This window comes from Roseibium sp. (assembly GCF_965229775.1).
Lineage (GTDB): Bacteria > Pseudomonadota > Alphaproteobacteria > Rhizobiales > Stappiaceae > Roseibium.
Genome location: NZ_OZ245929.1, coordinates 1,830,001 through 1,854,286, shown reverse-complemented (window position 1 = coordinate 1,854,286; position 24,286 = coordinate 1,830,001). Strand labels below are relative to the sequence as shown.

Below are 24,286 nucleotides of genomic sequence, written 5' to 3'. Positions count from 1 at the left end.
CGTTGTCTCCTATCGCGCAATGGTGAAGCGCGCCTCGAGACCGGGGTCGTTCCCGCGGAGCTTTAGACCGCCGCCATGCCGTTCGGCGACCCTTTCCACGATCGGCAATCCGAGACCGCTGCCGTCGCTGCGTTCCGAAACCTGGCCGAAACGCTGAAGCGCGGTCTGTATCTGCGCCTCTGTCAGCCCCTGGCCGTCGTCCCTGACGACAATCGTTGCCGCTTCCGGGGCGGTCTCCAGCGCGACGGTGATCTCTGACAGGCCTGCACCACCATGCTTCATGGCATTGTCGACCAGATTGGACACCGCCTCGCGGATCATCGTCCTGTCTCCGGTGACGGAGATGTCTCTATCGGGCAATTGCGGGGTGATCGACGGTCTGCCGATGCTTCTGCCCTGAAAATCCCTTGTCACACCATCGATCAGCTCATTGACCGAGAACGTTTCCTGCGCCGAGGCCGGGCTGATCGATTTGGTGCGCTCGTAGGTCAAGAGCTTCTGCGCCAGGAGGCTCGTTTCCTTTGCGGCGTCAACGAGATCACCTGCGCGCTCGCGCATGGCCGCCTCATCCGGGGCGGAACGGACCGATTCAGCCAATGCCAGAACACCGGCAACCGGGTTGCGCAGCTGATGGGCGGCATTTGAAATGAATTCGCTCTGCGTTGCCATGGCTTCGGAGACCTGGCCAAGCAGGCGGTTGAGGGTGCGCACGATCCCCTCGACCTCGACCGGAACCGGTCTTTGAATGGGTTTCAGGACCTCGCCGGACCGCAGGTCGATCGCCTGTTGCAGGTCGTTCAACGGGTGCAGTCCGATCCGGATGCCGAACCAGACGATCAGCGACAGGGACGTGATGATGGACGAGATCGTCACCAGCGAGCGCAGCATCAGGTCCTGGACGAAGGCCGCGCGGATGGCAACATCCTGCCAGACGGTCGTCGTGAAAAGACCGCTGAAGTCATCGACCTGCATACGGGTGCGCATGCGAAACCCGCGCACGTCCCGGCCGAGGTATTCCGCATTGAAATAGACAGGGCTGAAATCGCCGTCGCCGGCGAGCGGGATGCCCACCGGTGGCGTTGCATAACCTGTGACGATGACGCCGTCAGGCGCATAGACGTGGTAGAAGACCCGACCACCCGATGTGTCGGACAGGATCTTGCGCGTGCTCGGCGCCAGGGCGTCACCGCCGGATAGCGCAACGTCGTTGGCAACCGCAAGCGCCGCCGACTGCAGGCTCCTGTCAAAGACTTCACCGGCGGTCACGCGTGCATTGTTGAGCTGCCACAGGCCGGTCGCACCGGCGACGAACAGCAGCGGAACGAGGATGATCAGGGTCAGGCGCAGGCGCAGAGAGTAGGTTCTCTTCATGCGGACGCCTTGCCGAGAGAGTAGCCGATGCCGCGATGAACCTGGATGTTGACGCCGTAAGGAGCAAGACGCTTGCGCAGCCTGGAGGCATAGACCTCGATGACTTTCTCGTCCGTCTCGCTGCCCGCGCCGTAAAGCTGGTCCAATAGGCTCGCCTTGGAGACCGTGCGCCCGTTCGCCTGGGCCAGCGCGGCAAGCAATGCAAGCTCGCGCCGCGGAACTTCCAGGGCCTCGGAGCCGTCAAGCAATTGCAGCGCGCCGGCATCCAGTTTCAACGGACCGATCTCGATGAGCTGCCGTGGCACGACACCCTTGCGCCGGCCAAGCGCGCGGATCCTTGCCGCGAGCTCTTCCATTTCAAACGGCTTGACCAGGTAGTCGTCCGCGCCCGCGTCCAGCCCCATCACCCGGTCTTCCGTTTCGGACCGGGCGGTCAGAAGAATGACCGGTCTCGGATCATCGCGTTCCCTGAGATCTGTCAGAAGGTCCAGCCCGCTCCTGCCCGGCAGGTTGATGTCCAGAATGACGAGATCGCCGCCTTCCTGTTTCAGAAACACATCCGCCTCGTCGCCGTCATGGAGAATATCCACCGAATGGCCGGCATCGCGCAGCTGATAGGCGATCCCCTTTGCCAGACTGACATTGTCTTCTACGAGTGCGATCCGCATTTTTATTCTTTTTCGATGAAAGCTTGTTGCAAGCTTCGCAGGGAACACTGCCAGCATCAAGTCGCTTTTGCGAGCGCTGAGAGTGAGGCTGCGGGAACACACAGCCCGCGCCATTGGGAGGAAAACATGGTTTTGAAAAAGCTTGCGCGCCAGCTGGCGCTGAGTGTGACACTTGCTGCCGGTGCCTTCGTACCGGCCCAGGCCCTTGCGGCCGATCTCGACCTTTCCGGCAAAACAGTCGAATGGGTCATTCCCTTCTCCGAAACAGGCGGGTCCGCCAAGTGGGCGAACTTCTATGCGCCGCTCCTGAGCGAAGCGCTTCCGGGCCAGCCGACCGTCGTCGTGAAATTCATGCCGGGTGCCGGTTCCACGAAAGGCGCCAACTGGTTCCAGAACCAGAAATTCGCCGACAGCGAAGGCACGGTGATCTTCGGCTCGTCCGGCTCCACCCAGTTCCCGTACCTGCTCGGCGATCCGCGCGTGCGCTACGACTACAAGGACTGGAACGTGGTTCTGGCGTCCGGCACGGGCGGTGTCGCCTACCTGCCGCCGGATCTGGCCGCGAAGATGAGCGGCAACGATGCCAGCGCGCTGAAGGAGACCGATTTCATCTACGGTTCCCAGGGCGCGACGCGGCTCGATCTCGTTCCGCTTCTGGCCTGGGAAATGCTCGGCCTGAATGTCGAGCCCGTCTTCGGCATCAAGGGCCGCGGTGACGGCCGCCTGATGTTCGAGCGCGGTGAAGCCAACATCGATTACCAAACGTCTTCGTCCTACCTGAAAGGCGTGACGCCGCTGGTCGAAGCCGGAACGGCCGTGCCGATGATGAGCTGGGGTGCCCTGGATGCCGACGGCAACATCGTCCGCGATCCGACATTCCCCGACATGCCGACCTTCAAGGAAGTCTGCGAGGCGACCGAAGGCTGCGAAACCTCGGGCGAAAAATGGGATGCCTGGAAGGCGTTCTTCATCGCCGGGTTCCCGGCCCAGAAGATGGTGTTCCTGCCGAACGGCGCATCCCAGGATGCCATCGACACCTATTCCAAGGCGTTTGACGCGGTCAAGGCACGCGGCGACTTCGCGGAGATCTCCGCAGGACGGCTCGGCAAGTACCCGCAGATGACAGGTGCCGAGGCTGACAGCGCCCTCAAGAGCGCGACTGAAGTGCCCGACAGCGCGAAGGAATTCGTGGTCGGCTGGCTGCAGGAACGCTACGGCGTCTCCCTCAAGTAACAGCACTTCCGCCCGTCCGGGCTGACCGGACGGGCTCCCTTTCCTGAAAAACAAAATCCGGGGCGATCCAGTGGACATTCTTGGCACCGCTTTACCTGCGCTCGCCGATGCGTCGGCGATGATCTTTCAGCCGGCCGTCATCGGCTACCTGATTCTCGGCGTGGTGATGGGCCTTTGCATCGGGGTCTTCCCCGGGCTCGGCGGCATTGCCGGCCTGTCGCTGCTGCTGCCGTTCATGTTCGGCATGGATCCCGTGCTTGGCCTTGCCCTCATGATCGGCATGGTCGCCGTCGTCCCGACATCGGATACGTTCGCCTCCGTCCTCATGGGCATTCCCGGCTCCTCCGCCTCGCAGGCGACCGTTCTCGACGGCTTTCCGCTTGCCAAGAAAGGCGAGGCTGCGCGCGCCCTTTCCGCTGCTTTCGCGTCATCACTTTTCGGCGGTCTCGTCGGCGCGGCTTTTCTGACCGTCTTCATCCTTGTCGCGCGGCCAATCGTGCTGGAGTTCCGGACGCCGGAACTCCTGATGATCACGCTGTTCGGCCTGTCGATGGTCGGCATTCTGGCCGGTCAGGTCGCCATCAAGGGCATCGTCGCCGCCGGTCTCGGCCTGATGGTCGGAACCATCGGCGAAGGCGACAGCGCCGGCGCCCTGCGCATGGCGACCTACGACATGCCGTATCTCACCGACGGCCTGAAACTGGTCATCGTCGGCCTCGGTATCTTCGCGATTCCGGAAATCGTCGCCCTGTTGCGCCAGGACCGCGCGATATCAGAGCGCTCCATGCTCGGCGGCGGCTGGCTTCACGGCGTGCGCGACTGGTTCTCCAATATCTGGCTCAGCATCCGCTGTTCGCTGATCGGTGTCACGGTCGGTGTCATCCCCGGCCTCGGCGGCTCCGTTGTCGACTGGATCGCCTACGGCCACACGGTGCAAACGTCGAAGGACAAATCCAAGTTCGGCAGCGGCGACGTGCGCGGTGTCATCGGACCGGAAAGCTCCAACAATGCCAAGGAAGGCGGCGGCCTGGTGCCGACGCTTCTGTTCGGCATTCCGGGATCCGGCTCCATGGCCGTCTTCATCGGCGCGGTCGCGCTGCTCGGCTCCGGCCAGATCGAGGTCGGGCCGTCGATGCTGAAGAACAATCTCGACGTCACTTACGCAATCGTCTGGCTGCTCGCGCTGGCAAACGTCGTCGGAACGATCATCTGCATTCTCGGGTCCGGCGGCATCGCGCGCCTGACAACCATTCCATTCGCGCTGCTTGCGCCGTTCCTGTTCATGATCATCTCGTTCGCCGCGTTCCAGTCGGGCCAGAACCTGATGGATCTCGTGGCGCTTTTCGCTATCGGCCTGCTCGGCATCCTGATGCGGCGGTTCGACTGGTCGCGGCCCGCATTCCTGATCGGGTTCGTTCTGTCCAATCCGGCGGAAACCTACACCAACCAGGCGGTCCAGATCGCCGCATCGCGCTTCCGCAAGGGCTTTGCGGAGGGCATGGAGTACATCTTCTCGCCGATCGTGATCGTGCTCATCATCATCACGATCGTCTCCGTCGTGATCGGACTGCGCCAGTCGAAGAACATTCGCGCGGAAGGCGATGTACCCACGGGCAGCAAACGCGCGCCGCTGATCTTCCTGCTGGCGATCTTCGCTTACCTTGCCTTTGCGTTCACCAACGCCTCGCTGATCCCCGACTATGCCTCCGCGGACCGGGTCTTCCCGCAATTCGTCGGCCTGGTATCGATCATCGGCTGCCTGATCCTTCTGTTCCGAATGCGCACCAGCCCCGAGACGAGCCCGCTGTTCAGCGACAGCGAGGCCGGAAATTCGGAAGGCAACCAGCATGGCCTGTGGCCGACGCTGGCCTGGTTTGCCGGTCTTTTGATCCTGACGTCGCTGATCGGGTTCATCCTGGCGCTTGCCGGCTTCCTGGTGACCTTCATCCACTACCGGGCGAAACGCAGCCTTCCGTATGCGCTCGGTTATGGCGCCTGCGGGATCGCGTTCATGTGCGGCATGGCCTGGCTGCTGAACCGCGACTTCCCGCCGGGACTGCTGCAGTCCTATGTCACCCTGCCGTGGCCACTTACGTAAGGCAGCGGCATGACGCTCTCGCTGCTCTGTCTTGCCGGCGACGGCATCGGCCCGGAGATCATGGCCGCCACGAAACGCATCGTGGCGGCTGCCTGCGCCAGGTCGGGCGAACGGATCGAGCTCACGGATCGCACCATCGGCTTTGCGTCCCTGGAGGCCGGTGACAGCACGATAGGAGATGCCGTCATCGAAGCCGCGCTCGCCGCGGACGGCGTCATTCTCGGGCCGGTCTCGCACAATGATTATCCGCCAAAGGAAGACGGCGGCCTCAATCCGTCGGGCGTGCTGCGCAGGAAACTCGATCTTTACGCCAACATCCGGCCCGCTCAGAGTTTCAGCGGCTTGCCAACGCCAACCGGACGGGACGTCGACCTGGTGATTTTCCGGGAAAACCTGGAGGGGTTCTACGCCGATCGCAACCTTTACGCCGGCAGCGGCGAGTTCATGCCGGTGCCGGGCGTGGCGATGGCGATGCGGCTGATAACCGAACGTGGCAGCGAACGGATAGGACGCGCGGCCTTCCGGTTCGCCGAAAGCACCGGGCGCAAAAAGGTCACGGCCGTTCACAAGGCGAACGTGATGCGCACAAGCGACGGCCTGTTTCTGGAGGCAATCCGGCGGATCGCCGAGGACTATCCAGGTCTCGCATATGACGAGGTCCTGGTCGATGCGGCGGCGGCGCTGCTGGTTCGCGATCCAGACCGCTTCGACGTCATCGTGACGACCAACATGTTCGGCGACATCCTGTCGGACCTTGCCACCGAACTTGCCGGCGGGCTCGGACTGGCAGCCTCCCTGAATGTCGGCCCGCAGAATGCGGCGGCACAGGCCCAGCACGGTTCCGCACCGGACATTGCCGGGCAGGACCGGGCAAACCCGACGTCCCTGATCGGCTCGGCCGCCATGCTGCTGCGCCACCTGGGACAGGCCAAGGCCGCTGCGGCGATCGACAGCGCCCTGAAAACCGCACTCGCCCACCCGGAGACCCGGACGGCGGACCTTGGAGGTCCGCTCGGCACCCAGGCCTTTGCCTCCGTCCTGGTCAAGCTCATAGAGGAAAGCGACGCATGACGCAGACAGCCATCCCCTTTCTCTTCATGCGCGGGGGATCCTCGCGCGGACCCTACATGAACCGCAGCGATCTGCCGGAAGATCTCGACCGGCTGTCGGAGGTGCTGGTTGCCATCGTCGGTGCGGGTCATCCGTTCAATATCGACGGCATCGGCGGCGGAACCGCGGTCACGACCAAGGTCGCCATGCTCTCGAAATCCGCGGACGACTGGGCGGATGTGGACTATTTCTTCGCGCAGGTCAGCGTCGAGGAGAAGCTCGTCGACTACAAACCATCCTGCGGCAACATCCTTGTCGGCGTCGGACCGGCGGCCATCGAGATGGGGCTCGTCGAGCCTGTCGGCGATGTCACGGAAGTCAGGATCCGGGCGGTCAACACGGGAACGCGCGTCGCCGCGCTTGTCCAGACACCGGGCAAACAGGTCCGCTACGACGGCAAAGCGTCGATCGATGGTGTCCCGGGCACGGCTGCACCCATCCAGTTGCAGTTCATGGATGTGGAGGGCAGTGCAACGAGCGGCCTTTTTCCGACCGGACAGACAAGGGAAGAGATCAACGGCCTGGAGGTTTCCTGCATGGATGTCGCCATGGCGATGGTCATCGGCCGCGCCGAGGACTTCGGGATCACCGGGTATGAAAGCGCGGCGGAGCTGGATGCGAACAAGGCACTCTTTGAAAAAATGGAGGCCGTGCGGCTGATTGCCGGCGAACGAATGGGTTTGGGAGATGTAACAAAATCCGTCATCCCGAAATTCGGACTTCTGGCACCGGCGCGTGAGGGGGGCACCGCCGCCGTCCGCTATTTCATGCCGTGGAACTGCCATCCCACTCTCGCGGTCACTGGCTCGCAGTGCCTGGCGTCCTGCATATTGGCCCCCGGCACGGTCGCCGAAGGCCTCGTACCCGCACCACCGTCATCTCCGGTGAGGATTGAACTGGAACACCCGATGGGCAAAATGGAAGTCGTGATAGACTACGGCGACAAGGACGGGCAGTACCATGTCATCTCCGCCGGATTGATGCGCACCGCCCGGAAACTCGCCGCGGGCGACGTCTTCGTTCCCGGCGATGTCTGGTCCGGATCCTGAAAGGCAGCGCCGGAGGCAGGACAGGAGAACAGCATGCATTTTGAAGACAGTCTCGATGAAGCACGCGCCGCGCTGGAATGCGCGCGGCAGTCAATCGCGGATGAAATCAGGGATTACCCGACACCCGTTTCCGGCTGCGATGCGCAGTATAACCACCTCCTGTCAAAACGCGCGCAGATCACCAGGGCGCTGACTGCCTTGCACATGGACGTGTTCGTACCGACCCCCCGGACACTGGTCGAAGGCAGCGGTGTGGAGAGCCGATGAAAGTACATATTCTGGATGACTGGTTCGATACGCTGCGCACATTGCCGTGTTACGCCAAACTCGAAAATCACGACGTCACGGTGTGGACGGACCATGTCGAGGACCCGGCCGTTCTGGCATCGCGCCTCGAAGCGGCCGACGCGGTGGTCCTGTTCCGCGAACGCACGAAAATCACGGCTGACCTGCTTGACCGGCTTCCGGGCCTGAAACTGATTTCCCAGCGCAGCGTCTATCCGCATATCGATGTCGATGCCTGCACCAGGAACGGCGTCCTGCTCTGTTCCAACATGCATGCGGGCACGCCAAGCTATGCAGCGGCGGAACTCACCCTGGCGCTGATCCTGGCAAGCTTCCGGCAAATCCCCGAACAGGTCGCCTCGATCCGGGGCGGCAACTGGCAGATGGGCGTCGGCCGGAGCCTGCGCGGCAGGACGCTCGGCCTTTACGGCTATGGACGGATCGCAAAGGCTGTCGCCGGTTACGCCGACGCGATCGGCATGAAGGTGCAATGGTGGTCGTCGGAGGCCGGACGCGCACGGGCAGTGGCAGACGGCGTCCGGGTGGCCGAGAGCCGGGACGCCTTCTTCGGAACGTCAGACATTGTCAGCCTGCATGTGCGGCTGAAACCGGACACGAAAGGCATCATCACGTCGGACGATCTCGCCGCCATGCGACCGCGGTCCCTTCTGGTCAACACGTCCCGCTCGGGCCTGATCGTGCCCGGTGCGCTTGAAGCCGAGATCGAAAGAAACAGGATCTTCGCTGCCGTCGACGTCTTCGACACGGAACCGCTGACCGACACCGCCAACCCGATGCTCACACATCCGAATGTGCTGCCGACGCCGCATATCGGGTATGTGACCGAAGATGAATTCGATCTGCAGTTTTCCGATATCTTCGACCAGGTGAATGCCTATTCCAGCGGCGAGCCGATCAACATGATCAACCCGCAGGTCTGGACCGGCGGCAAAGACTGACGCACGTTTTCCGGGATCCCGCACCCTCCGGCCACGGCCGGGCATCCCGGACAAGGGCAGCAGGTGTCAGGCTAGTTCTTCCTGGAGAATGCGCCGCAATCCCTCGATCTTGGGCGAACGGCTGTTCCTGGGCCAGATCAACAGCGTGCGGATCCGGTTCTGACCGTCCGGCAACGTATTGATGCGCAGGCGGCGGCTTTCGGGAAAGGTTGCGATCACGCTTTTGGGTACGAGCGCGGCCCCCATGCCGGTCAGAACGCAGCCAAGCATCGCGTGATAAGAGCCGAGCTCGATGGTGCGCTCCGGCATCTCGTCGCGGAGCGCATACCACTCCTCCAGTCTGCGCCTGTGCGGACAGCCATGTTCGAACACGATCATGGTGCCGGGCACGCTCCCCTCGCGGTCAATCGGGGGATGCTCCGTCGACGTGACGATGACCGGTTCCTCCTCGAAGGCAACAATCGAGTCGAACCTGGCCTCGGCAATCGGCTCGGCCACGAGCGCAGCATCAATCTCACCGGCCAGGAGCGCGTTGGCCAACTGCGTCGGGTTTCCCGTCCTCAGTTCCAGAACGACATCGGGAAACTTTTGCGCATAGATCGAAAGAGGCGTGGGAAGACGCACGGCGGCCGTGCTTTCCATGGATCCCAAGCGGAATACACCGCGCGGCCTGCCTCCCTGTACGGCGGCCTCCGTCTCGCTCGCCAAGGCAAGCAAACGGTCCGCATAGTCCAGCAGGGTCCGGCCTGCAGGGGTCAGCACGAGACGCTTTCCGCGCCGGTCGAACAATTTGGTGTTCAACTTGTCTTCCAGCTGCCGGACCCGGGTCGTGACGTTGGATTGCACGCGATGAAGCTTTTCGGCAGCCCGGGTGATGCCGCCCTGGCGCACGACCGCAACGAATATCTTCAGGTCACTCAGTTCCATGTATCTCACTTAGAGAATGCTTCATTCTCAATTATTCATTTTTTCTCATGCAAGGAAAGCCGTATGTCCAGACCCGTCCTGAAGATGCAATGCCATCCAGGATCTGAAAACAGGAGATGCACATGTCAAAAGGATACTGGGTCGTTCGGGTGTCGGTCAAAAACGCGGAGAACTATCCCGCCTACCTTGCCGCGGCCAGACAGGCGTTCGAGAAATACGACGCGCGCTTTCTCGTCAGGGGCGGTCAATACAGGGACCCGGAAGGCAAGTCCCGCGACCGCAACGTCGTCGTGGAATTCAAGGACTTTCAGACGGCTCTTGCGTGCTACGACTCGCCGGAATATCGGGCGGCGCGCGAGATCAGAATGGCGAATGCGGAGGCCGATTTCCTGATCATTGAAGGCACCTGATGCTTTCGAGTGCCGTGCCACCCATGACCGCCGCCAGAAAGAAACGAAGCCCGTCACACACAGTCGGCGGGCTTCTCCCTGTCCGGTTTCCAAGACCCGGCCACATCGCAACCCGGCGCTTTGATGGCTTATCCGGGGTCCTGAGCCTAGGGTACGGACTCATAAATGAAGTCAATTTGGTTTGGATCGTTTTGACCAACTGCGAGGAGCGAAAGCGCAGGAAATGTGGTTCATTTTCAAGCCTTTCGCGACGTGGCAGTTGGTCAAAACGGCCAAATCCGAAGGACGGCAAAATGGCTTCACCTCGCAGCGTCATCGCGCTTGACCGGGCATAAAGCCCGCTCTGCGCACGCTTCCTCGCAAGATTTTGCCATTTCTGCCGCCAAATCGGCTTCATTTATGGGTCCGTACCCTAGTGTGCTCGCTGTTTCCGCCTGCCACCTCAAAAGATTCTTTGCGGGTTTCGCCTGTGTCCAAGGTGCAGTCAGAACGCTGTCTGTTCCGGCTGGTGCGCATCTGATTGACCGACAAGAAACTCAAGTTGAAAACCACTTGAATTCAGGTCTTTAGGAAAAATCCGATCCTGGGAAACTCGTTTTTCCGAGGCTCCCATCCCGCGACGGCAGAACCGATATCCATCCGTCCATGATCGAGAGTTCATAATGTGAGATTATATTTATATCCGTAATATAATAGCTCCGATTATTGAATGTGACGCATTATTTTGCATGCTTAATTTCTGATCGCGCATCCGCTCGACACCGCCGATTGCGCCCTCCCGCGCCATCAATGTTCTGTTTCCCGCGTGCTGCTTTTCCACTCCCGATAGCAGCAGCCTGATCGCAAGGAGATTTACATGAATTTCAAAGGCTTTCGAACGGCTCTCGCCCTTACCGCCTGCCTGGCGCTCACTCCTGCCGCTGCAGAGGAGGTCTACAACGTCGCCCTGGACGGCACCTTCGCCCCGCACGCAATGCCGAAGCTCGACGGCGGTGTCGAAGGGTTCAACGTCGATCTTGCCGAAGCACTCGGCAAGGAAATGGGTGCGACGCTGAACGTCACAGCAGCGCAGTGGTCCGGTCTCCTGCCGGGCATGCAGGCCGGCACCTACGACTTCCTCGTTGCGCCGACAACCGTCACCGAAGAACGCACAAAGAGCATTCTGTTCAGCGAGGGCTATCTGAACACCGACTTCCAGTTCGTCGTCAAAGCCGAGGCGGAAGACATCGACAGCCTTGATGGCTTCAAGGGCAAGACCATCGCCGTCAACAAGGGGTCCGCCTACGACAAGTGGGCCCGTGACCTGACCGATGAGGTCGGCTGGGTGGTCGAATCCTACGGCACGAACAGCGATGCAGTGCAGGCGGTTCTGTCCGGACGCGCCTTCGCAAATGTCGCCGGCAACACTGTCAGCGCATGGGCCGTGAAGAAGACGCCCGCGCTGAAGCTCTCCTACCTGCATTCGACCGGCAAGGTCTTTGCCATTCCGTTCCCGAAGGACAAGCCCGAACTCAGGGCGAAAGTCGAAGGCGCGCTGGAATGCCTCAAGTCCAAGGGCGTGCTCGCGGAACTGTCCGAAAAGTGGTTCGGTGTCACACCGGCTGAAGGCTCGGCAGCCGTGACGGTCTACCCCGGATACGGCGTCCCCGATCTGGAGGGATACGTGTCCGAACCTCACGAGCTGAGCTGCTCCTCCTGATCTCTTTCAAGAAAGACAAGCCGGGCGGGCCGTCAGAGCCTGCCCGGCCCTGTTCTGACTTCAGGAATTTTCCGCGTGTCGCACAGACTACCCATCCTCACGATTGACAATCTTCATCTTCGCTATGGGGACGTCGACGCCCTCAGGGGCATCACCCCGGAGGCCGGAACCGGAGAGATGACGTTCCTGATCGGGCCGTCCGGGTCAGGCAAGAGCAGTCTCCTGAGATGCTGCAACCGCCTGGAAACCCCGACATCCGGCAAGATCTATGTGGATGGCGAAGACATCACCCATCGTTCCGTCAATCTGAACCGCGTCCGGCGTGGAATAGGCATGGTCTTTCAGTCGTTCAATCTCTACCCGCATATGAGCGCGAAGGGCAACGTCATGCTGGCGCTGCGCAAGGTTCTCGGCAAAAGCCGCGCGGAGGCGGAGGCCATTGCCCTGAAGCAGCTGGAGCGCGTCGGCCTGTCGGACCGGGCAGGACACTACCCGAACCAGCTTTCAGGCGGCCAGCAGCAAAGGGTCGCGATTGCCCGCTCACTGGCGCTTGAACCAAAAATCATGCTGTTCGACGAACCGACCAGCGCGCTGGACCCCGAGTTGGTCGGCGAAGTTCTGAAAGTCATGCGACAGCTGAAGGACGACGGCATGACCATGCTCGTCGTCAGCCATGAGATGCGTTTCGCGAAAGCCGCATCCGATCACGTGGTCTTCATGGCGGAAGGGCAGATCGTGGAAGCCGGCCCTCCCGGACAGATCTTCGACGAACCGGTGCATGCGCGCACCCGGACTTTCCTGCAAGAAGCCTATCACTAGAGCCCTTTTGAATGAGATGACCCGTTTCGACCGCTTCGTGGACACCTTCTTCAAACCGGAGGTGATGCAGCAATACTGGCCCGATATCGTCAGCGGCCTGTTCGTGACCTGCCAGATCGCGATCCTGGTCATTGTCAGCGGCATTTCGCTCGGCCTCGCGCTCGCGGTTCTGCGCAGCTACGGCTTCAGGGCGATCAATCTGCCAATCGTCATCTTCGTGGATCTGCTGCGGGCGCTGCCGCCGCTCGTTCTCATTCTCATTCTCTATTTCGGCCTGCCGAATCTCGGGATCAATCTCTCCGGGTTCCTCGTCTTGTGGATTGTGCTGACGCTGGTGCTGTCGGCCTTTGCCGAGGAGATCTTCTGGGCGGGCATTCTCTCGGTTCCGGAAGGCCAATGGCAGGCAGCGCGGTCGACCGGGCTGGGGCGTTTTCAGACCCTGATCTACGTCGTCATCCCCCAGGCGGTGCGGATGACGGTCGCGCCGCTGACCAATCGGACGATCGCGATCACCAAGAACACCGCACTCGGCATGGTGATCGGCGTTCCCGAACTTCTCAATCAGGCCACCACGGCTCAATCCTTCGCAGCCAATGCAACGCCGTTGATGATGGCAACGATCGCCTATCTCATCCTCTTCATTCCGGTGGTCTATGCGGGACGGCGGCTTGAAAAGGCCTATGCCTGGAGGCGGCTCTGATGGAACAGATCCTGCTCCAGTTCTTCAATGTCGACATCATGGTCCAGGCCTGGCCGATCATGCTGCGCGGTTTCGGCATGACGCTGCTGCTCTGCATCGTCGTCATTCCCAGCGGGCTTCTCGGCGGACTTGCCGTCGCTCTGCTGAGCACATCCGAAAGGCGCTGGATCCGATGGCCTGTCGCCGTTCTGGTGGACATCTTCAGGGCCATCCCCCCGCTGGCGCTGCTGATCATGATTTCGGCCGGGCTGCCCTTTGCCGGCATTCGCCTCAGCCCGTTCGCAGCCGTCTGCCTGTCCTTCCTCTTGAACAATTCCGCCTATTACGGCGAGATCTACCGGGCCGGGATCGAATCGATCGGCACGGGCCAGGACGAGGCCGCGAGATCGACCGGTCTCACCGGTTTCCAGTCCATGGTCTACGTGATCCTGCCGCAAGCCGTCAGGAACGTTTTGCCCGACCTTGTCAGCAACACGATCGAAGTGGTCAAACTGACATCGCTTGCCAGTGTCGTCGCCTTTGCCGAACTGCTCTACTCTGCCGACATGGCCCGTTCCGTCACCTACAACGCTTCGCCAATCGTCATGGCTGCGTGCTTCTATCTTGTGCTCCTGTGGCCGGCCGTCCGACTGGGCAGCCGCCTGGAACGCAAGCTTTCGACATGATCAGGAGATCGATTGATGCGTGAGATCGTAACCGCCGCACTGCAAATGGGCCCGATCCAGAAGGCCGATACGCGCAAGGACGTGGTTGAGCGGATGATTGCACTCCTCGACAGGGCAAAGGATGCCGGCGCGACGCTCGCCGTCTTCCCCGAGCTTGCTCTGACGACATTTTTCCCGCGCTGGTACATGGAGGATCAGGCGGAGGTCGACAGTTGGTTCGAAACGGAGCTGCCATCGGCGGAAACCCGGCCGCTTTTCGACCGCGCGAAGGCCTATGGCATCGGCATGTATCTGGGATATGCGGAAAAAACGCCGGACGGGCACCACTTCAACACCTCCATCCTGGTGTCACCCCAAGGTGACATCATCGGAAAATACCGGAAAGTCCATCTTCCGGGCCATGCGGACTACGATACCGAGCGTGCCTTTCAGCATCTGGAAAAGCGCTACTTCGAGCCCGGAGACCTCGGATTTCCGGTCTGGCGAAGCCAGGGCGGCATTCTGGGAATGTGTATCTGCAATGACCGGCGCTGGCCGGAAACCTATCGCGTCATGGGGCTGCAGGGCGTCGAGATGGTGATGCTCGGCTTCAACACACCGGCGGTCAATTCCCAGATGTCGCAGGAAGGGCCGGAGGACCGCCTGTTCCATCACCGCCTGAGCGTTCAGGCGGGCGCCTACCAGAATGCGACCTGGGTGATCGCGGTCGCAAAGGCCGGCGTCGAGGACGGGCATCCCCTGATCGGCGGCAGTCTCATTGTCGATCCGAACGGAAAGATCGTTGCCGAAAGCAAGACAGAGGACGACGAAATCCTCGTCCACGCCTGCGATCTCGACCTGTGCAACTTCGGCAAGGAAACGATCTTCGACTTCGCCCGGCACCGGCGGATCGAGCACTACGGTCTGATCACCGAGCGGACCGGCACCGTACTGCCGCAGGAATGAGCTGATGTTCCTGGATTTCACGGCCCTGTTGCCGCAGCAGCGTTACAAGCTTCTCACCGCCACCGTGGTCCCGCGGCCGATCGCGCTGGTCAGCACGATCTCGCCCGACGGGGTGGTCAACGCCGCGCCTTTCAGTTTCTTCAACGTCTTTTCCGAAGATCCCGCGCTTGCCATCCTTGGACTGGAATCGCGCCGCGACACCGGGACAATCAAGGATACGACCCGGAACATCATGGAGAGCGGCGAACTGGTCATAAACCTTGCGGACAGGCACATGGCGTCCGAAATGGCGGCCTGCGCTGCGGATCTCGGACCGGACCGCAGCGAACTCGACTTCGCGGGCCTGACATCGACGCCATCCCATATCGTCGCGCCGCCCGGTATTACCGAAGCGCCGATCCGCTTCGAATGCCGCCTGTTCGAAATGCGCCAGATCACGCCACTCCGGCATCTGTGCATCGCCGAGATACTCGCCCTGCATGCCAGGCCCGGCCTGGTCGACGCCGCGACCCTGCATGTCGATGCGTCCGCCTACATGCCGGTCGGACGGCTGCACGGCACCGAGTATTGCGAAACGCAAGACCGTTTTAATCTTACCGTTCCGCAGCCCGGCAGCTAGCCGCCTGCGGACCGTCATGTTTGGAGGAGAACACACATGAAGCTGACTGTGGACGCCAGGGGCGTCTTCATCATTTCAGCCACACCGTTCACGGACACCGGTGCCATCGACTATGCCAGCGCCGACCGGCTCGTGGAGTTTTATCTCGACAAGGGCGTAACCGGCATGACCATCCTCGGCATGATGGGAGAAGCGCCAAAACTGTCGGGGGACGAGTCCACCGCCTTTCTGACCCACATGCTCGAACGGGTCGCCGGACGTGTGCCGGTCATCGTCGGGGTTTCCAGTCCCGGTATCGACAACCTGGCACAGCTGTCACATGCGGCCATGGACCGCGGTGCGGCGGGTGTCATGGTCGCCCCCATGCGGGGTCTGACGACCGAAGACAAACACTACGGCTATTTCGCGCAGGTCTTCGAAGCGCTCGGCCCCGGTGTTCCGGTCTGCTACCAGGACTTTCCGTTGAGCACAGGCGTCTCGATTTCAGCCGCCCTGTTCAATCGGCTCGTTCAGGACTTCGAGCAACTGGTCATGCTGAAGCATGAGGACTGGCCGGGTTTGAACAAGCTGACCGCTGTCCGCGCAGCAGCCTCCGAAACCGGTGCCCGCCGCGTGTCGATCCTGTGCGGAAACGGCGGACTGTTTCTTCCCGAAGAAATGATCCGCGGCGCGGATGGCGCCATGACAGGTTTCGCGTTTCCTGAGATGCTGGTGGGCGTGGTCAACCTCTGCAGCGCCGGCAGGACGGCGGAGGCTAGCGACCTGTTCGATGCCTACCTGCCGATCATTCGCCTCGAACAGCAGCCGGGAGCAGGGCTCGCAATCCGCAAGGAAATCCTGAAACGCCGCGGCGCGCTTTCGTCGGCCGCGACACGGCGGCCCGGACCCAAACTGACGGCGGAAGACATTGCGGATCTGGACAGACTTCTCGCCCGTCTCGACATGCATTTGAAGGACATGGCTCATGGATCTTGAACTCGACGGCAAGTGCGCGCTCGTTCTGGCCTCCAGCCAGGGACTGGGCCTCGGCATCGCGGCTGCCCTGGCAAGGGAAGGCGCCCATGTCTGCCTGTCAGGGCGGTCGGAAGACAAGCTGGCGGAGGCTGCAGGCCAGCTGAACAGGAGCGGGCACAAAGCCGACTACGTGGTGTGCGACCTCTCTGCAGAAACAGCGGCAGGCGATGTTTATCAGGCAGCGTGTGCCAAACTCGGACGCGTGGACATTCTGGTGAACAATACCGGCGGCCCGCCTCCCGGCCCCACCACTGCACATTCCGCCGGCCTGTGGCGCTCGCAGTTCGACACGATGGTCACGCGGCTGATCGAAGTGACAAATCTCTGCCTGCCCGGCATGGCCGAAAACGGCTGGGGTCGCATCCTGACGGTCGCAACGTCCGGCGTGGTGCAGCCGATCCCGAACCTGGCCATGTCGAACACGCTGCGCTCCGCCCTCATCGGCTGGTCGAAGTCGCTCGCAGCTGAAGCCGCCAGCAACGGCATCACCTCCAACGTGCTTGTTCCGGGCAGAATTCACACCGCCCGTGTCGACGAACTGGACGGCAAGGCGGCCGAGCGCCAGGGTAAATCCATCGACGAGATCCGGACCGCTTCCAGGGCGACCATTCCGGCTGGCCGCTACGGCGCCGTCGAGGAATTCGCCGATGTCGCCGCCTTCCTGTGTTCGGCCCGCGCAAGTTATGTCACCGGCAGCGTCGTGCGCTGTGACGGCGGCCTGATCAAATCTGTCTGACGAGGAGCACCGAACCCATGGCTGACTATGACCTCATCATCAAGGGCGGAACCGTGGCCACCGCGACCGATACGTTCAAGGCCGATATCGGCATAAGGGACGGCCGTATCGCAGCACTCGGTCTCGGACTGGACGGCGCGGCAAGGACACTCGACGCAAGCGGCAAGCTGGTTCTGCCGGGCGGTATCGAAACCCATTGCCACATCGAGCAGGAGTCCGCCACCGGGGCCATGACGTCGGACGATTACTACTCCGGCAGCGTGTCGGCGGCATTCGGCGGCAACTCGACCATCGTCCCCTTTGCCGCCCAGCATCGCGGCCAGACCATCACCGATGTCATCCGGATCTATGACGACCGGGCAGCGCCGAAATCCGTTCTCGACTATTCCTACCACCTGATCGTGTCCGACCCGACCGAGACCGTTCTGAACGAAGAACTGCCGATGGCGTTTGAGCGCGGCATCACCTCGTTCAAGGTGTTCATGACCTATGACAAGCTGATCGTTTCCGACGAGGCCATGCTCGATATTCTGGTTACCGCCAAGGAAAACGGCGGCCTGACGATGGTGCATGCCGAAAACAATGCGCTGATCAAGTGGATGGTGAACCGCCTGGTTGCCCGCGGCTACACGGCGCCGAAATATCACGCGGTCAGCCATCCGGCCGCGTCAGAAGCCGAGGCCATTCAACGGGGCATTGCCCTGGCCTCCTTCGTCGAAGCCCCGCTGCTGTTCGTGCATGTCTCCACCGACGCAGGTGCCCGGACGATTGCCGACGCACGCATGAACGGCCACATGATTTTTGGCGAAACCTGTCCCCAATACATGTTCCTGACCGCCGACGACCTTGACCGGCCAGGCGCCGAAGGCGCGAAGTTCTGCTGCTCGCCGCCGCTCAGGGACAAGGCCACGCAGGATGTTCTGTGGCGGCACCTGAATGCCGGAACCCTGCAGCTCTACTCCTCGGATCACGCACCCTACCGATTCGATGAAACCGGCAAGTTGTCGAGCGGCAGCAATCCGCCCTTCAACAGGATTGCCAACGGGCTGCCGGGCATCGAGCTCAGGGCGCCGCTCCTGTTTTCCGAAGGTGTCGCGACGGGCCGCCTGTCGCTGAACGCGTTCGTTGCGCTGACGTCGACCAACGCCGCCCGGCTGTTCGGGATGCAGGACCGCAAGGGGTCGATCGCCATCGGGCTGGACGCGGATATCGCGATCTGGGATCCGGAGAAGAAAACCCGGGTGACCGCCGCCGGCATGCACGACAACATGGACTATACGCCGTTCGAAGGCATGGAACTGACCGGCTGGCCGGTCACCGTGCTCAACCGCGGCAACGTCATCGTCGATGGCGGAGAACTCAAGGCCGAGCGCGGTGCCGGTCAGTTCGTCAAACGCCTGCCATTCGACGGCACCGGTTTCGTTCCCGCGCGCGCGCCGGAAATGATGCCGGCGACAAACTTTGGCGCAAACCTTTTCTAGGACCGGACCGACATGCCGAAAAAGATCGTGGTCATCAATCCGAATTCCAATCCGGCGGTCACCGAAGGCTTCTCGGAAGCTGTCGAGCCGTTGCGCGTTGCCGGCGGTCCGCTGATCGAGTGCGTGACCCTGGAAAGCGGCCCGTTCGGCGTGGAGACCCAGCAGGACGTCGACAGCGTGATCCTGCCGTTGCGTGATCTCATGCTGGACCGGCAGGACGCGGATGCCTTCGTCATTGCCTGCTATTCGGACCCGGGCCTGGCGACCTGCCGCGAAGCGCTGTCCAAGCCGGTCTTCGGGATCCAGGAAAGCGGCCTGTTTGCCGCTCTGCAGAAAGGGGAAAGAGCGGGTGTAATTGCGCTCAGCCCAAGGTCGATTGCCCGCCATCTGCCCTATGTCCGCAGGCTCGGCGTGGAAAGCCGGCTCGCCGCGGAACGGCCCTTGCACCTGTCCGTCGAAGCAGCAGAAAGCGACGAAGCGTTCGGCCGCGTCCTGGAAGTCGCCACCGAGCTGAAGGAGCTGGATTTTGCGGACACACTTGTTCTGGGCTGCGCCGGCATGGCGCGGCATCGCCAAAAGCTTGAAAAGGCCATAGGATTGCCCGTGACTGACCCCACCCAGGCGGCTGTCGGGCAGGCCTTGGGCGCTGTGCTGCTGACGCCATAGATCCATTAGAGCAAGCCCGGAGCCGCGCTTGAAGATTACCCGGAAGAATGACCTGAGCCTCCGGCTTCTGGAGATCTTCGAAGCCCTGATGCGCTGCCAGACAACCGTCGGCGCTGCCGAAGATCTCGGCATTTCCCAGCCCGCGGTCTCCAATGGCATCAGCGCCCTGGAAAAACAGCTCGGCTTCTCCCTGTTCGAGCGCACCGGGCGAAAGCTTCAACCGACGGAGGATGCGCGCCTGTTCCTGGCGGAAGTCGAACCGCTGTTTTCGATCCTGCGCAACATCGAGACGGAAGCCCGGGAACTGCGCGCGGCCAAGTCCGGCCGGCTGCGGCTGTCAACGACGCCCCCGCTCGGTCACGGCGCGTTGCCGAGCATTCTGTCCGCCTTCCTCGAGGACCGCCCCAACGCAACCGTGCGCTACTCTGTGCGCAGGCTCGACACCGTCCTGCAGAACGTCAAGATGGGCATCGTCGACATGGGCTTCGTGCTCGGACTGAAGACCCATCTGGATCTCGATGTCATCGAACTGGCGCAACAGAACATGGTCTGCGTGCTGCCGACCGGACATCCGCTCGAATCGCGCACGGTTGTCAGTCCGCAGGACCTCGCGGGCAGCCGCCTTATCGGCCTGGAGAGCCACATCGGCACCACGATCCGACATGCCTTTGAGGAAACTGGCACTCCCTTCGACGCCAAGGTGGAGGCGCGGTACTGTCACACGGCGTGCATTCTGGCCGCACAGGGTATCGGTGCGGCGGTCGTTGACCCCTATTCGGCCCTGTTTGCCAGCAATCTCAATATCGTGACGCGGCCCTTCGTACCGGAGACCAAGATCGTGGCGAGCGTCGCCGTCCGGCGCGGCGCAAACATGCCGCGCATCGCCATCGATTTCATCGAACAGGTCAAACGGGAACTTGCCCGTAAAGACCCTTCCGGGCTGGTCTAGTCAGGAGGTTTCAATGCAAAAAGCCCGCAGGCAATTGCCATGCGGGCTGTGTGTGGGTGTTTTGGTTGCGGGAGCAGGATTTGATTGTTTTCTGCCCCGTTGCGTCGGACGTTGTCCTCCTTCCGGGGACCCTGTCAAGTTAAAATCGGCGACCCCTTCCAACAAAAAAGCCGCCCTGTTGGGCGGCTGTTTTGTTGGTTGCGGGAGCAGGATTTGAACCTGCGACCTTCAGGTTATGAGCCTGACGAGCTACCGGGCTGCTCCATCCCGCGTGAAGGTCGAGAATTCGTTGAAGAGTTTGGCGCTCAAGCAGCCGACAGGCGGTAGCGCACCAAGAATGTCAAACTGCGTTTAGCAGGCCTGGCGGCGACCTACTCTCCCACACCTTAAGATGCAGTACCATTGGCGCTGGGGAGTTTCACGGCCGAGTTCGGGATGGGATCGGGTGGGGGCTCCCCGCTGAGGCCACCAGGCCGGCGAAGCGCAGTTTTGTCGTGAACTGGTCTATTTCAGATAAGCATTGATTAATGAGAGCGATCAAGCCGAACGAGCTATTAGTAAAGCTAAGCTTCATGTGTTGCCACACTTCCACACGCTTCCTATCGACGTGGTGGTCTTCCACGGCTCTTCAGGGAGAACTGGTTTTGAGGTGGGTTTCCCGCTTAGATGCTTTCAGCGGTTATCCCTTCCGTACATAGCTACCCTGCAATGCGGCTGGCGCCACAACAGGTCCACCAGAGGTACGTCCATCCCGGTCCTCTCGTACTAGGGACAGATCCTCTCAATTCTCCTACACCCACGGCAGATAGGGACCGAACTGTCTCGCGACGTTCTGAACCCAACTCACGTACCACTTTAATTGGCGAACAGCCAAACCCTTGGGACCTGCTCCAGCCCCAGGATGTGATGAGTCGACATCGAGGTGCCAAACAATGCCGTCGATATGGACTCTTGGGCATCATCAGCCTGTTATCCCCGGCGTACCTTTTATCCGTTGAGCGATGGCCCTTCCACGAGGGACCACCGGATCACTATGGCCGACTTTCGTCTCTGCTCGACTTGTCAGTCTCGCAGTCAGGCAGGCTTATGCCATTGCACTCAACGAGCGATTTCCGACCGCTCTGAGCCCACCTTCGCGCGCCTCCGTTACCATTTGGGAGGCGACCGCCCCAGTCAAACTACCCGCCACACACGGTCCCGGATATTGTTGTACCGCGGTTAGATATCCATGACGACAAGGGTGGTATTTCAAGGGTGACTCCACCTCAGCTGGCGCCAAGGCTTCAACGTCTACCACCTATCCTACACATGTCGTGACGAATACCAGTGTGAAGCTGTAGTAAAGGTGCACGGGGTCTTTCCGTCTGACCGCAGGAACCCCGCATCTTCACGGGGAATTCAATTTCACTGAGTCTATGCTGGAGACAGCGGGGAAGTCGTTACGCCATTCGTGCAGGTCGGAACTTACCCGACAAGGAATTTCGCTACCTTAGGACCGTTATAGTTACGGCCGCCGTTTACTGGGGCTTCAATTCGGTGCTTGCACACCTCCTCTTAACCTTCCAGCACCGGGCAGGCGTCAGACCCTATACGTCGCCTTGCGGCTTCGCAGAGCCCTGTGTTTTTGATAAACAGTCGCCACCCCCTGGTCTGTGCCACCCCAATCCGGTTGCCCGAACTGAGGTCTCCCTTCTCGCGAACTTACGGGAGCATTTTGCCGAGTTCCTTCAGCATAGTTCTCTCAAGCGCCTTGGTATGCTCTACCAGTCCACCTGTGTCGGTTTCGGGTACGGTTTATAAGGTGGAGCTATTTCCTGGAACACATTCGCTGCACCCCCAATCCAATAAGGAGATACAACACACTGCATCCGTCACTACCACCAAGCTGCAGAATATTAACTGCATTCCCATCGACTACGCCTTTCGGCCTCGCCTTAGGGGCCGGCTAACCCTGCGCCGATTAGCGTTGCGCAGGAACCCTTGGACTTTCGGCGAGCGGGTCTCTCACCCGCTTTATCGTTACTCATGTCAGCATTCGCACTTCTGATATCTCCAGGACCCCTCACAGGTATCCCTTCGCAGACTTACAGAACGCTCCGCTACCGCGCATCAAAGATGCACCCGCAGTTTCGGTGTATGGCTTGAGCCCCGGTACATTTTCGGCGCGGGACCCCTTATTTAGACCAGTGAGCTGTTACGCTTTCTTTAAATGATGGCTGCTTCTAAGCCAACATCCTGGTTGTTTTGGGAGTCCTACATCCTTTCCCACTTAGCCATAACTTAGGGACCTTAACTGGCGGTCAGGGTTGTTTCCCTCTCCACAATGGACGTTAGCACCCACTGTGTGTCTGCCGGATAGTACTTCTCGGTATTCGGAGTTTGGTTAGGATCAGTAAGGCGGTAAGCCCCCATAGCCCATCCAGTGCTCTACCCCCGAGAGTATTCATCCGACGCTCTACCTAAATAGATTTCGCGGAGAACCAGCTATTTCCGAGTTTGATTGGCCTTTCACCCCTAGCCACAGCTCATCCCCGACTTTTTCAACAGGCGTGGGTTCGGTCCTCCAGTGCGTGTTACCGCACCTTCAACCTGGCCATGGCTAGATCACTCGGTTTCGGGTCTAATCCAACGAACTCATCGCCCTATTCAGACTCGCTTTCGCTGCGCCTACACCTATCGGCTTAAGCTTGCTCGTTAAATTAAGTCGCTGACCCATTATACAAAAGGTACGCTGTCAGGCGGTCATCAAATGCTTCGCATTAAATGACCTTCATTTATCGTTCACGCGCCGTACCGCACATCAAAGATGTGCTGGCGCTGCACGGGCGCGCCGCATAAGCGGCGGCGGCCGGTCGGCCTTGCGAAGCCTGACGGCTTCGACGTCTTCTCCATAAAACACTCTCATGGAAAAAGACTTCGGCGCATGAGCGCCGCAAGCGCGACTGCGCGCCGGCCACGTTTGGCCGCCCTCGCGGAGCATAGGCCCAAAGGGCCGCTCATGCGTGAGCGCAAATGAACAGGCCTTCAAATCCGAAGAATTTGAAGACCGCCCTCCAACTGTTTGTAGGCATCCGGTTTCAGGGTCTGTTTCACTCCCCTCGTCGGGGTGCTTTTCACCTTTCCCTCACGGTACTTGTTCGCTATCGGTCGACAAGGAGTACTTAGGCTTGGAGGGTGGTCCCCCCACGTTCAGACAGGATTTCACGTGTCCCGCCCTACTCAAGGACTATATCTCTTTCTACCCGTAAGGGGCTGTCACCCACTAAGGCCCGACTTTCCAGACGGTTCCGGTTCTTAAAATATAGCCACTGGCCTGGTCCGCGTTCGCTCGCCACTACTAGCGGAGTCTCGGTTGATGTCCTTTCCTCCGGGTACTTAGATGTTTCAGTTCCCCGGGTTTGCTCCCTTAACGGGTACTCCATACGGAGTGGGTTCCCCCATTCGGAAATTCACGGATCAAAGCTTATTCGCAGCTCCCCATGACTTATCGCAGCGTATCACGTCCTTCATCGCCTCTTGTCGCCAAGGCATCCACCGAATGCCCTTAAGACACTTGATCACTCTCATTATCAATGCTCATCCTTCAACGTGCTCACGCACGTTTAAGCATGACCCTTTGTGCGCTACCGCAGCACTCCCCTCTTGCGTCTCCTCGCCCTCACGGGCTGCGGGGATCGCGGGCAGACTACTTGAGCACAAACGATCATCATTGGCCTGCCATCCACAAGCAAAAACACCCGAGTACCTTTTACACTCGAGAGCCTGCAAGCTTCCAACAAACCGATCATTGATTAATTAAGACCAGTTTCACGAGATCTTCCGAACAGTCATGCGGTCAAGCTGACTACCAACTGAATGCTGGTTCCTTCAAAACACACAAACA

General features: G+C 60.7%; 21 protein-coding genes, 1 tRNA gene and 2 rRNA genes. 18 read left to right on the top strand and 6 right to left on the bottom strand.

Features of this window, described 5'->3' with window-relative positions:
• Positions 1 to 9: 9 nt before the first annotated feature.
• Complete coding sequence (locus ACO07N_RS08425; protein ID WP_421980586.1) at positions 10 to 1,371, bottom strand: sensor histidine kinase; 1,362 nt, start codon at positions 1,369 to 1,371, stop codon at positions 10 to 12.
• Positions 1,368 to 2,039, bottom strand: coding sequence for a response regulator transcription factor (locus tag ACO07N_RS08420; protein WP_421980585.1), 672 nt, complete (start codon positions 2,037 to 2,039; stop codon positions 1,368 to 1,370). Before ACO07N_RS08420 ends, ACO07N_RS08425 begins: the two co-directional genes overlap by 4 nt.
• 126 nt (positions 2,040 to 2,165) lie before the next feature.
• Between ACO07N_RS08420 and ACO07N_RS08415 the strand changes: the two genes are divergently transcribed.
• The 6 genes from ACO07N_RS08415 to ACO07N_RS08390 all read left to right on the top strand — a co-directional run bounded on the left by ACO07N_RS08415 (position 2,166) and on the right by ACO07N_RS08390 (position 8,773).
• Entirely contained in the window at positions 2,166 to 3,272 is a 1,107-nt protein-coding gene (locus ACO07N_RS08415) for a tricarboxylate transporter (RefSeq protein WP_421980584.1), read from the top strand.
• Positions 3,273 to 3,342: 70 nt separating this feature from the next.
• Complete coding sequence (locus tag ACO07N_RS08410; RefSeq protein WP_421980583.1) at positions 3,343 to 5,370, top strand: tripartite tricarboxylate transporter permease; 2,028 nt, start codon at positions 3,343 to 3,345, stop codon at positions 5,368 to 5,370.
• Between the two features lie 9 nt (positions 5,371 to 5,379).
• Positions 5,380 to 6,441 carry an isocitrate/isopropylmalate dehydrogenase family protein gene (locus ACO07N_RS08405; RefSeq protein WP_421980582.1) on the top strand — a complete coding sequence of 354 codons (1,062 nt, stop codon included), beginning with the start codon at positions 5,380 to 5,382 and terminating at the stop codon, positions 6,439 to 6,441.
• Positions 6,438 to 7,529, top strand: a complete 1,092-nt coding sequence (locus tag ACO07N_RS08400; RefSeq protein WP_421980581.1) for a 4-oxalomesaconate tautomerase — start codon at positions 6,438 to 6,440, stop codon at positions 7,527 to 7,529. The genes ACO07N_RS08405 and ACO07N_RS08400 overlap by 4 nt, the downstream gene beginning before the upstream one ends.
• A gap of 33 nt (positions 7,530 to 7,562) precedes the next feature.
• A complete protein-coding gene (locus ACO07N_RS08395; RefSeq protein ID WP_421980580.1) occupies positions 7,563 to 7,796 on the top strand; it encodes a hypothetical protein in 234 nt (77 codons plus the stop codon).
• Positions 7,793 to 8,773, top strand: a complete 981-nt coding sequence (locus tag ACO07N_RS08390; protein WP_421980579.1) for a D-2-hydroxyacid dehydrogenase family protein — start codon at positions 7,793 to 7,795, stop codon at positions 8,771 to 8,773. Before ACO07N_RS08395 ends, ACO07N_RS08390 begins: the two co-directional genes overlap by 4 nt.
• Positions 8,774 to 8,839: 66 nt before the next feature.
• Here ACO07N_RS08390 and ACO07N_RS08385 read toward each other — a convergent pair whose 3' ends face one another.
• Positions 8,840 to 9,700, bottom strand: coding sequence for a LysR substrate-binding domain-containing protein (locus tag ACO07N_RS08385; RefSeq protein WP_421980578.1), 861 nt, complete (start codon positions 9,698 to 9,700; stop codon positions 8,840 to 8,842).
• A gap of 122 nt (positions 9,701 to 9,822) precedes the next feature.
• On the opposite strand from ACO07N_RS08385, the gene ACO07N_RS08380 reads away from it, so the two are divergent.
• The 12 genes from ACO07N_RS08380 to ACO07N_RS08325 all read left to right on the top strand — a co-directional run bounded on the left by ACO07N_RS08380 (position 9,823) and on the right by ACO07N_RS08325 (position 20,403).
• Complete coding sequence (locus ACO07N_RS08380; protein WP_421980577.1) at positions 9,823 to 10,110, top strand: DUF1330 domain-containing protein; 288 nt, start codon at positions 9,823 to 9,825, stop codon at positions 10,108 to 10,110.
• An 856-nt stretch (positions 10,111 to 10,966) separates the two neighbouring features.
• Positions 10,967 to 11,809, top strand: a complete 843-nt coding sequence (locus ACO07N_RS08375) for a transporter substrate-binding domain-containing protein (protein ID WP_421980576.1) — start codon at positions 10,967 to 10,969, stop codon at positions 11,807 to 11,809.
• Positions 11,810 to 11,884: 75 nt separating this feature from the next.
• Positions 11,885 to 12,628, top strand: a complete 744-nt coding sequence (locus ACO07N_RS08370) for an amino acid ABC transporter ATP-binding protein (RefSeq protein ID WP_421980575.1) — start codon at positions 11,885 to 11,887, stop codon at positions 12,626 to 12,628.
• 16 nt (positions 12,629 to 12,644) lie between these two features.
• Positions 12,645 to 13,328 carry an amino acid ABC transporter permease gene (locus ACO07N_RS08365; RefSeq protein ID WP_421980574.1) on the top strand — a complete coding sequence of 228 codons (684 nt, stop codon included), beginning with the start codon at positions 12,645 to 12,647 and terminating at the stop codon, positions 13,326 to 13,328.
• Positions 13,328 to 13,993 (top strand): amino acid ABC transporter permease, encoded by a 666-nt coding sequence (locus ACO07N_RS08360; protein ID WP_421980573.1) that lies wholly within the window; start codon positions 13,328 to 13,330, stop codon positions 13,991 to 13,993. The genes ACO07N_RS08365 and ACO07N_RS08360 overlap by 1 nt, the downstream gene beginning before the upstream one ends.
• A 15-nt stretch (positions 13,994 to 14,008) precedes the next feature.
• Positions 14,009 to 14,938 (top strand): N-carbamoyl-D-amino-acid hydrolase, encoded by a 930-nt coding sequence (locus ACO07N_RS08355; RefSeq protein ID WP_421980572.1) that lies wholly within the window; start codon positions 14,009 to 14,011, stop codon positions 14,936 to 14,938.
• Between the two features lie 4 nt (positions 14,939 to 14,942).
• The gene (locus tag ACO07N_RS08350; protein ID WP_421980571.1) at positions 14,943 to 15,557 is read left to right on the top strand and encodes a flavin reductase family protein; all 615 of its coding nucleotides are present in this window, start codon (positions 14,943 to 14,945) and stop codon (positions 15,555 to 15,557) included.
• Positions 15,558 to 15,593: 36 nt separating this feature from the next.
• Entirely contained in the window at positions 15,594 to 16,532 is a 939-nt protein-coding gene (locus tag ACO07N_RS08345; protein WP_421980570.1) for a dihydrodipicolinate synthase family protein, read from the top strand.
• A complete protein-coding gene (locus ACO07N_RS08340) occupies positions 16,522 to 17,307 on the top strand; it encodes an SDR family oxidoreductase (RefSeq protein WP_421980569.1) in 786 nt (261 codons plus the stop codon). Before ACO07N_RS08345 ends, ACO07N_RS08340 begins: the two co-directional genes overlap by 11 nt.
• 17 nt (positions 17,308 to 17,324) lie before the next feature.
• The gene (gene hydA / locus ACO07N_RS08335; RefSeq protein ID WP_421980568.1) at positions 17,325 to 18,788 is read left to right on the top strand and encodes a dihydropyrimidinase; all 1,464 of its coding nucleotides are present in this window, start codon (positions 17,325 to 17,327) and stop codon (positions 18,786 to 18,788) included.
• A gap of 12 nt (positions 18,789 to 18,800) precedes the next feature.
• Positions 18,801 to 19,454 carry an aspartate/glutamate racemase family protein gene (locus tag ACO07N_RS08330; RefSeq protein ID WP_421980567.1) on the top strand — a complete coding sequence of 218 codons (654 nt, stop codon included), beginning with the start codon at positions 18,801 to 18,803 and terminating at the stop codon, positions 19,452 to 19,454.
• A 28-nt stretch (positions 19,455 to 19,482) separates the two neighbouring features.
• Positions 19,483 to 20,403 (top strand): LysR family transcriptional regulator, encoded by a 921-nt coding sequence (locus tag ACO07N_RS08325; protein ID WP_421980566.1) that lies wholly within the window; start codon positions 19,483 to 19,485, stop codon positions 20,401 to 20,403.
• Positions 20,404 to 20,598: 195 nt separating this feature from the next.
• Here ACO07N_RS08325 and ACO07N_RS08320 read toward each other — a convergent pair.
• The 3 genes from ACO07N_RS08320 to ACO07N_RS08310 all read right to left on the bottom strand — a co-directional run bounded on the left by ACO07N_RS08320 (position 20,599) and on the right by ACO07N_RS08310 (position 23,962).
• Positions 20,599 to 20,675: transfer RNA gene (locus ACO07N_RS08320), tRNA-Met, on the bottom strand.
• A gap of 86 nt (positions 20,676 to 20,761) precedes the next feature.
• Positions 20,762 to 20,876 (bottom strand): 5S ribosomal RNA (gene rrf / locus ACO07N_RS08315).
• 60 nt (positions 20,877 to 20,936) lie between these two features.
• A 23S ribosomal RNA gene (locus ACO07N_RS08310) occupies positions 20,937 to 23,962 on the bottom strand.
• Positions 23,963 to 24,286: the final 324 nt, after the last annotated feature.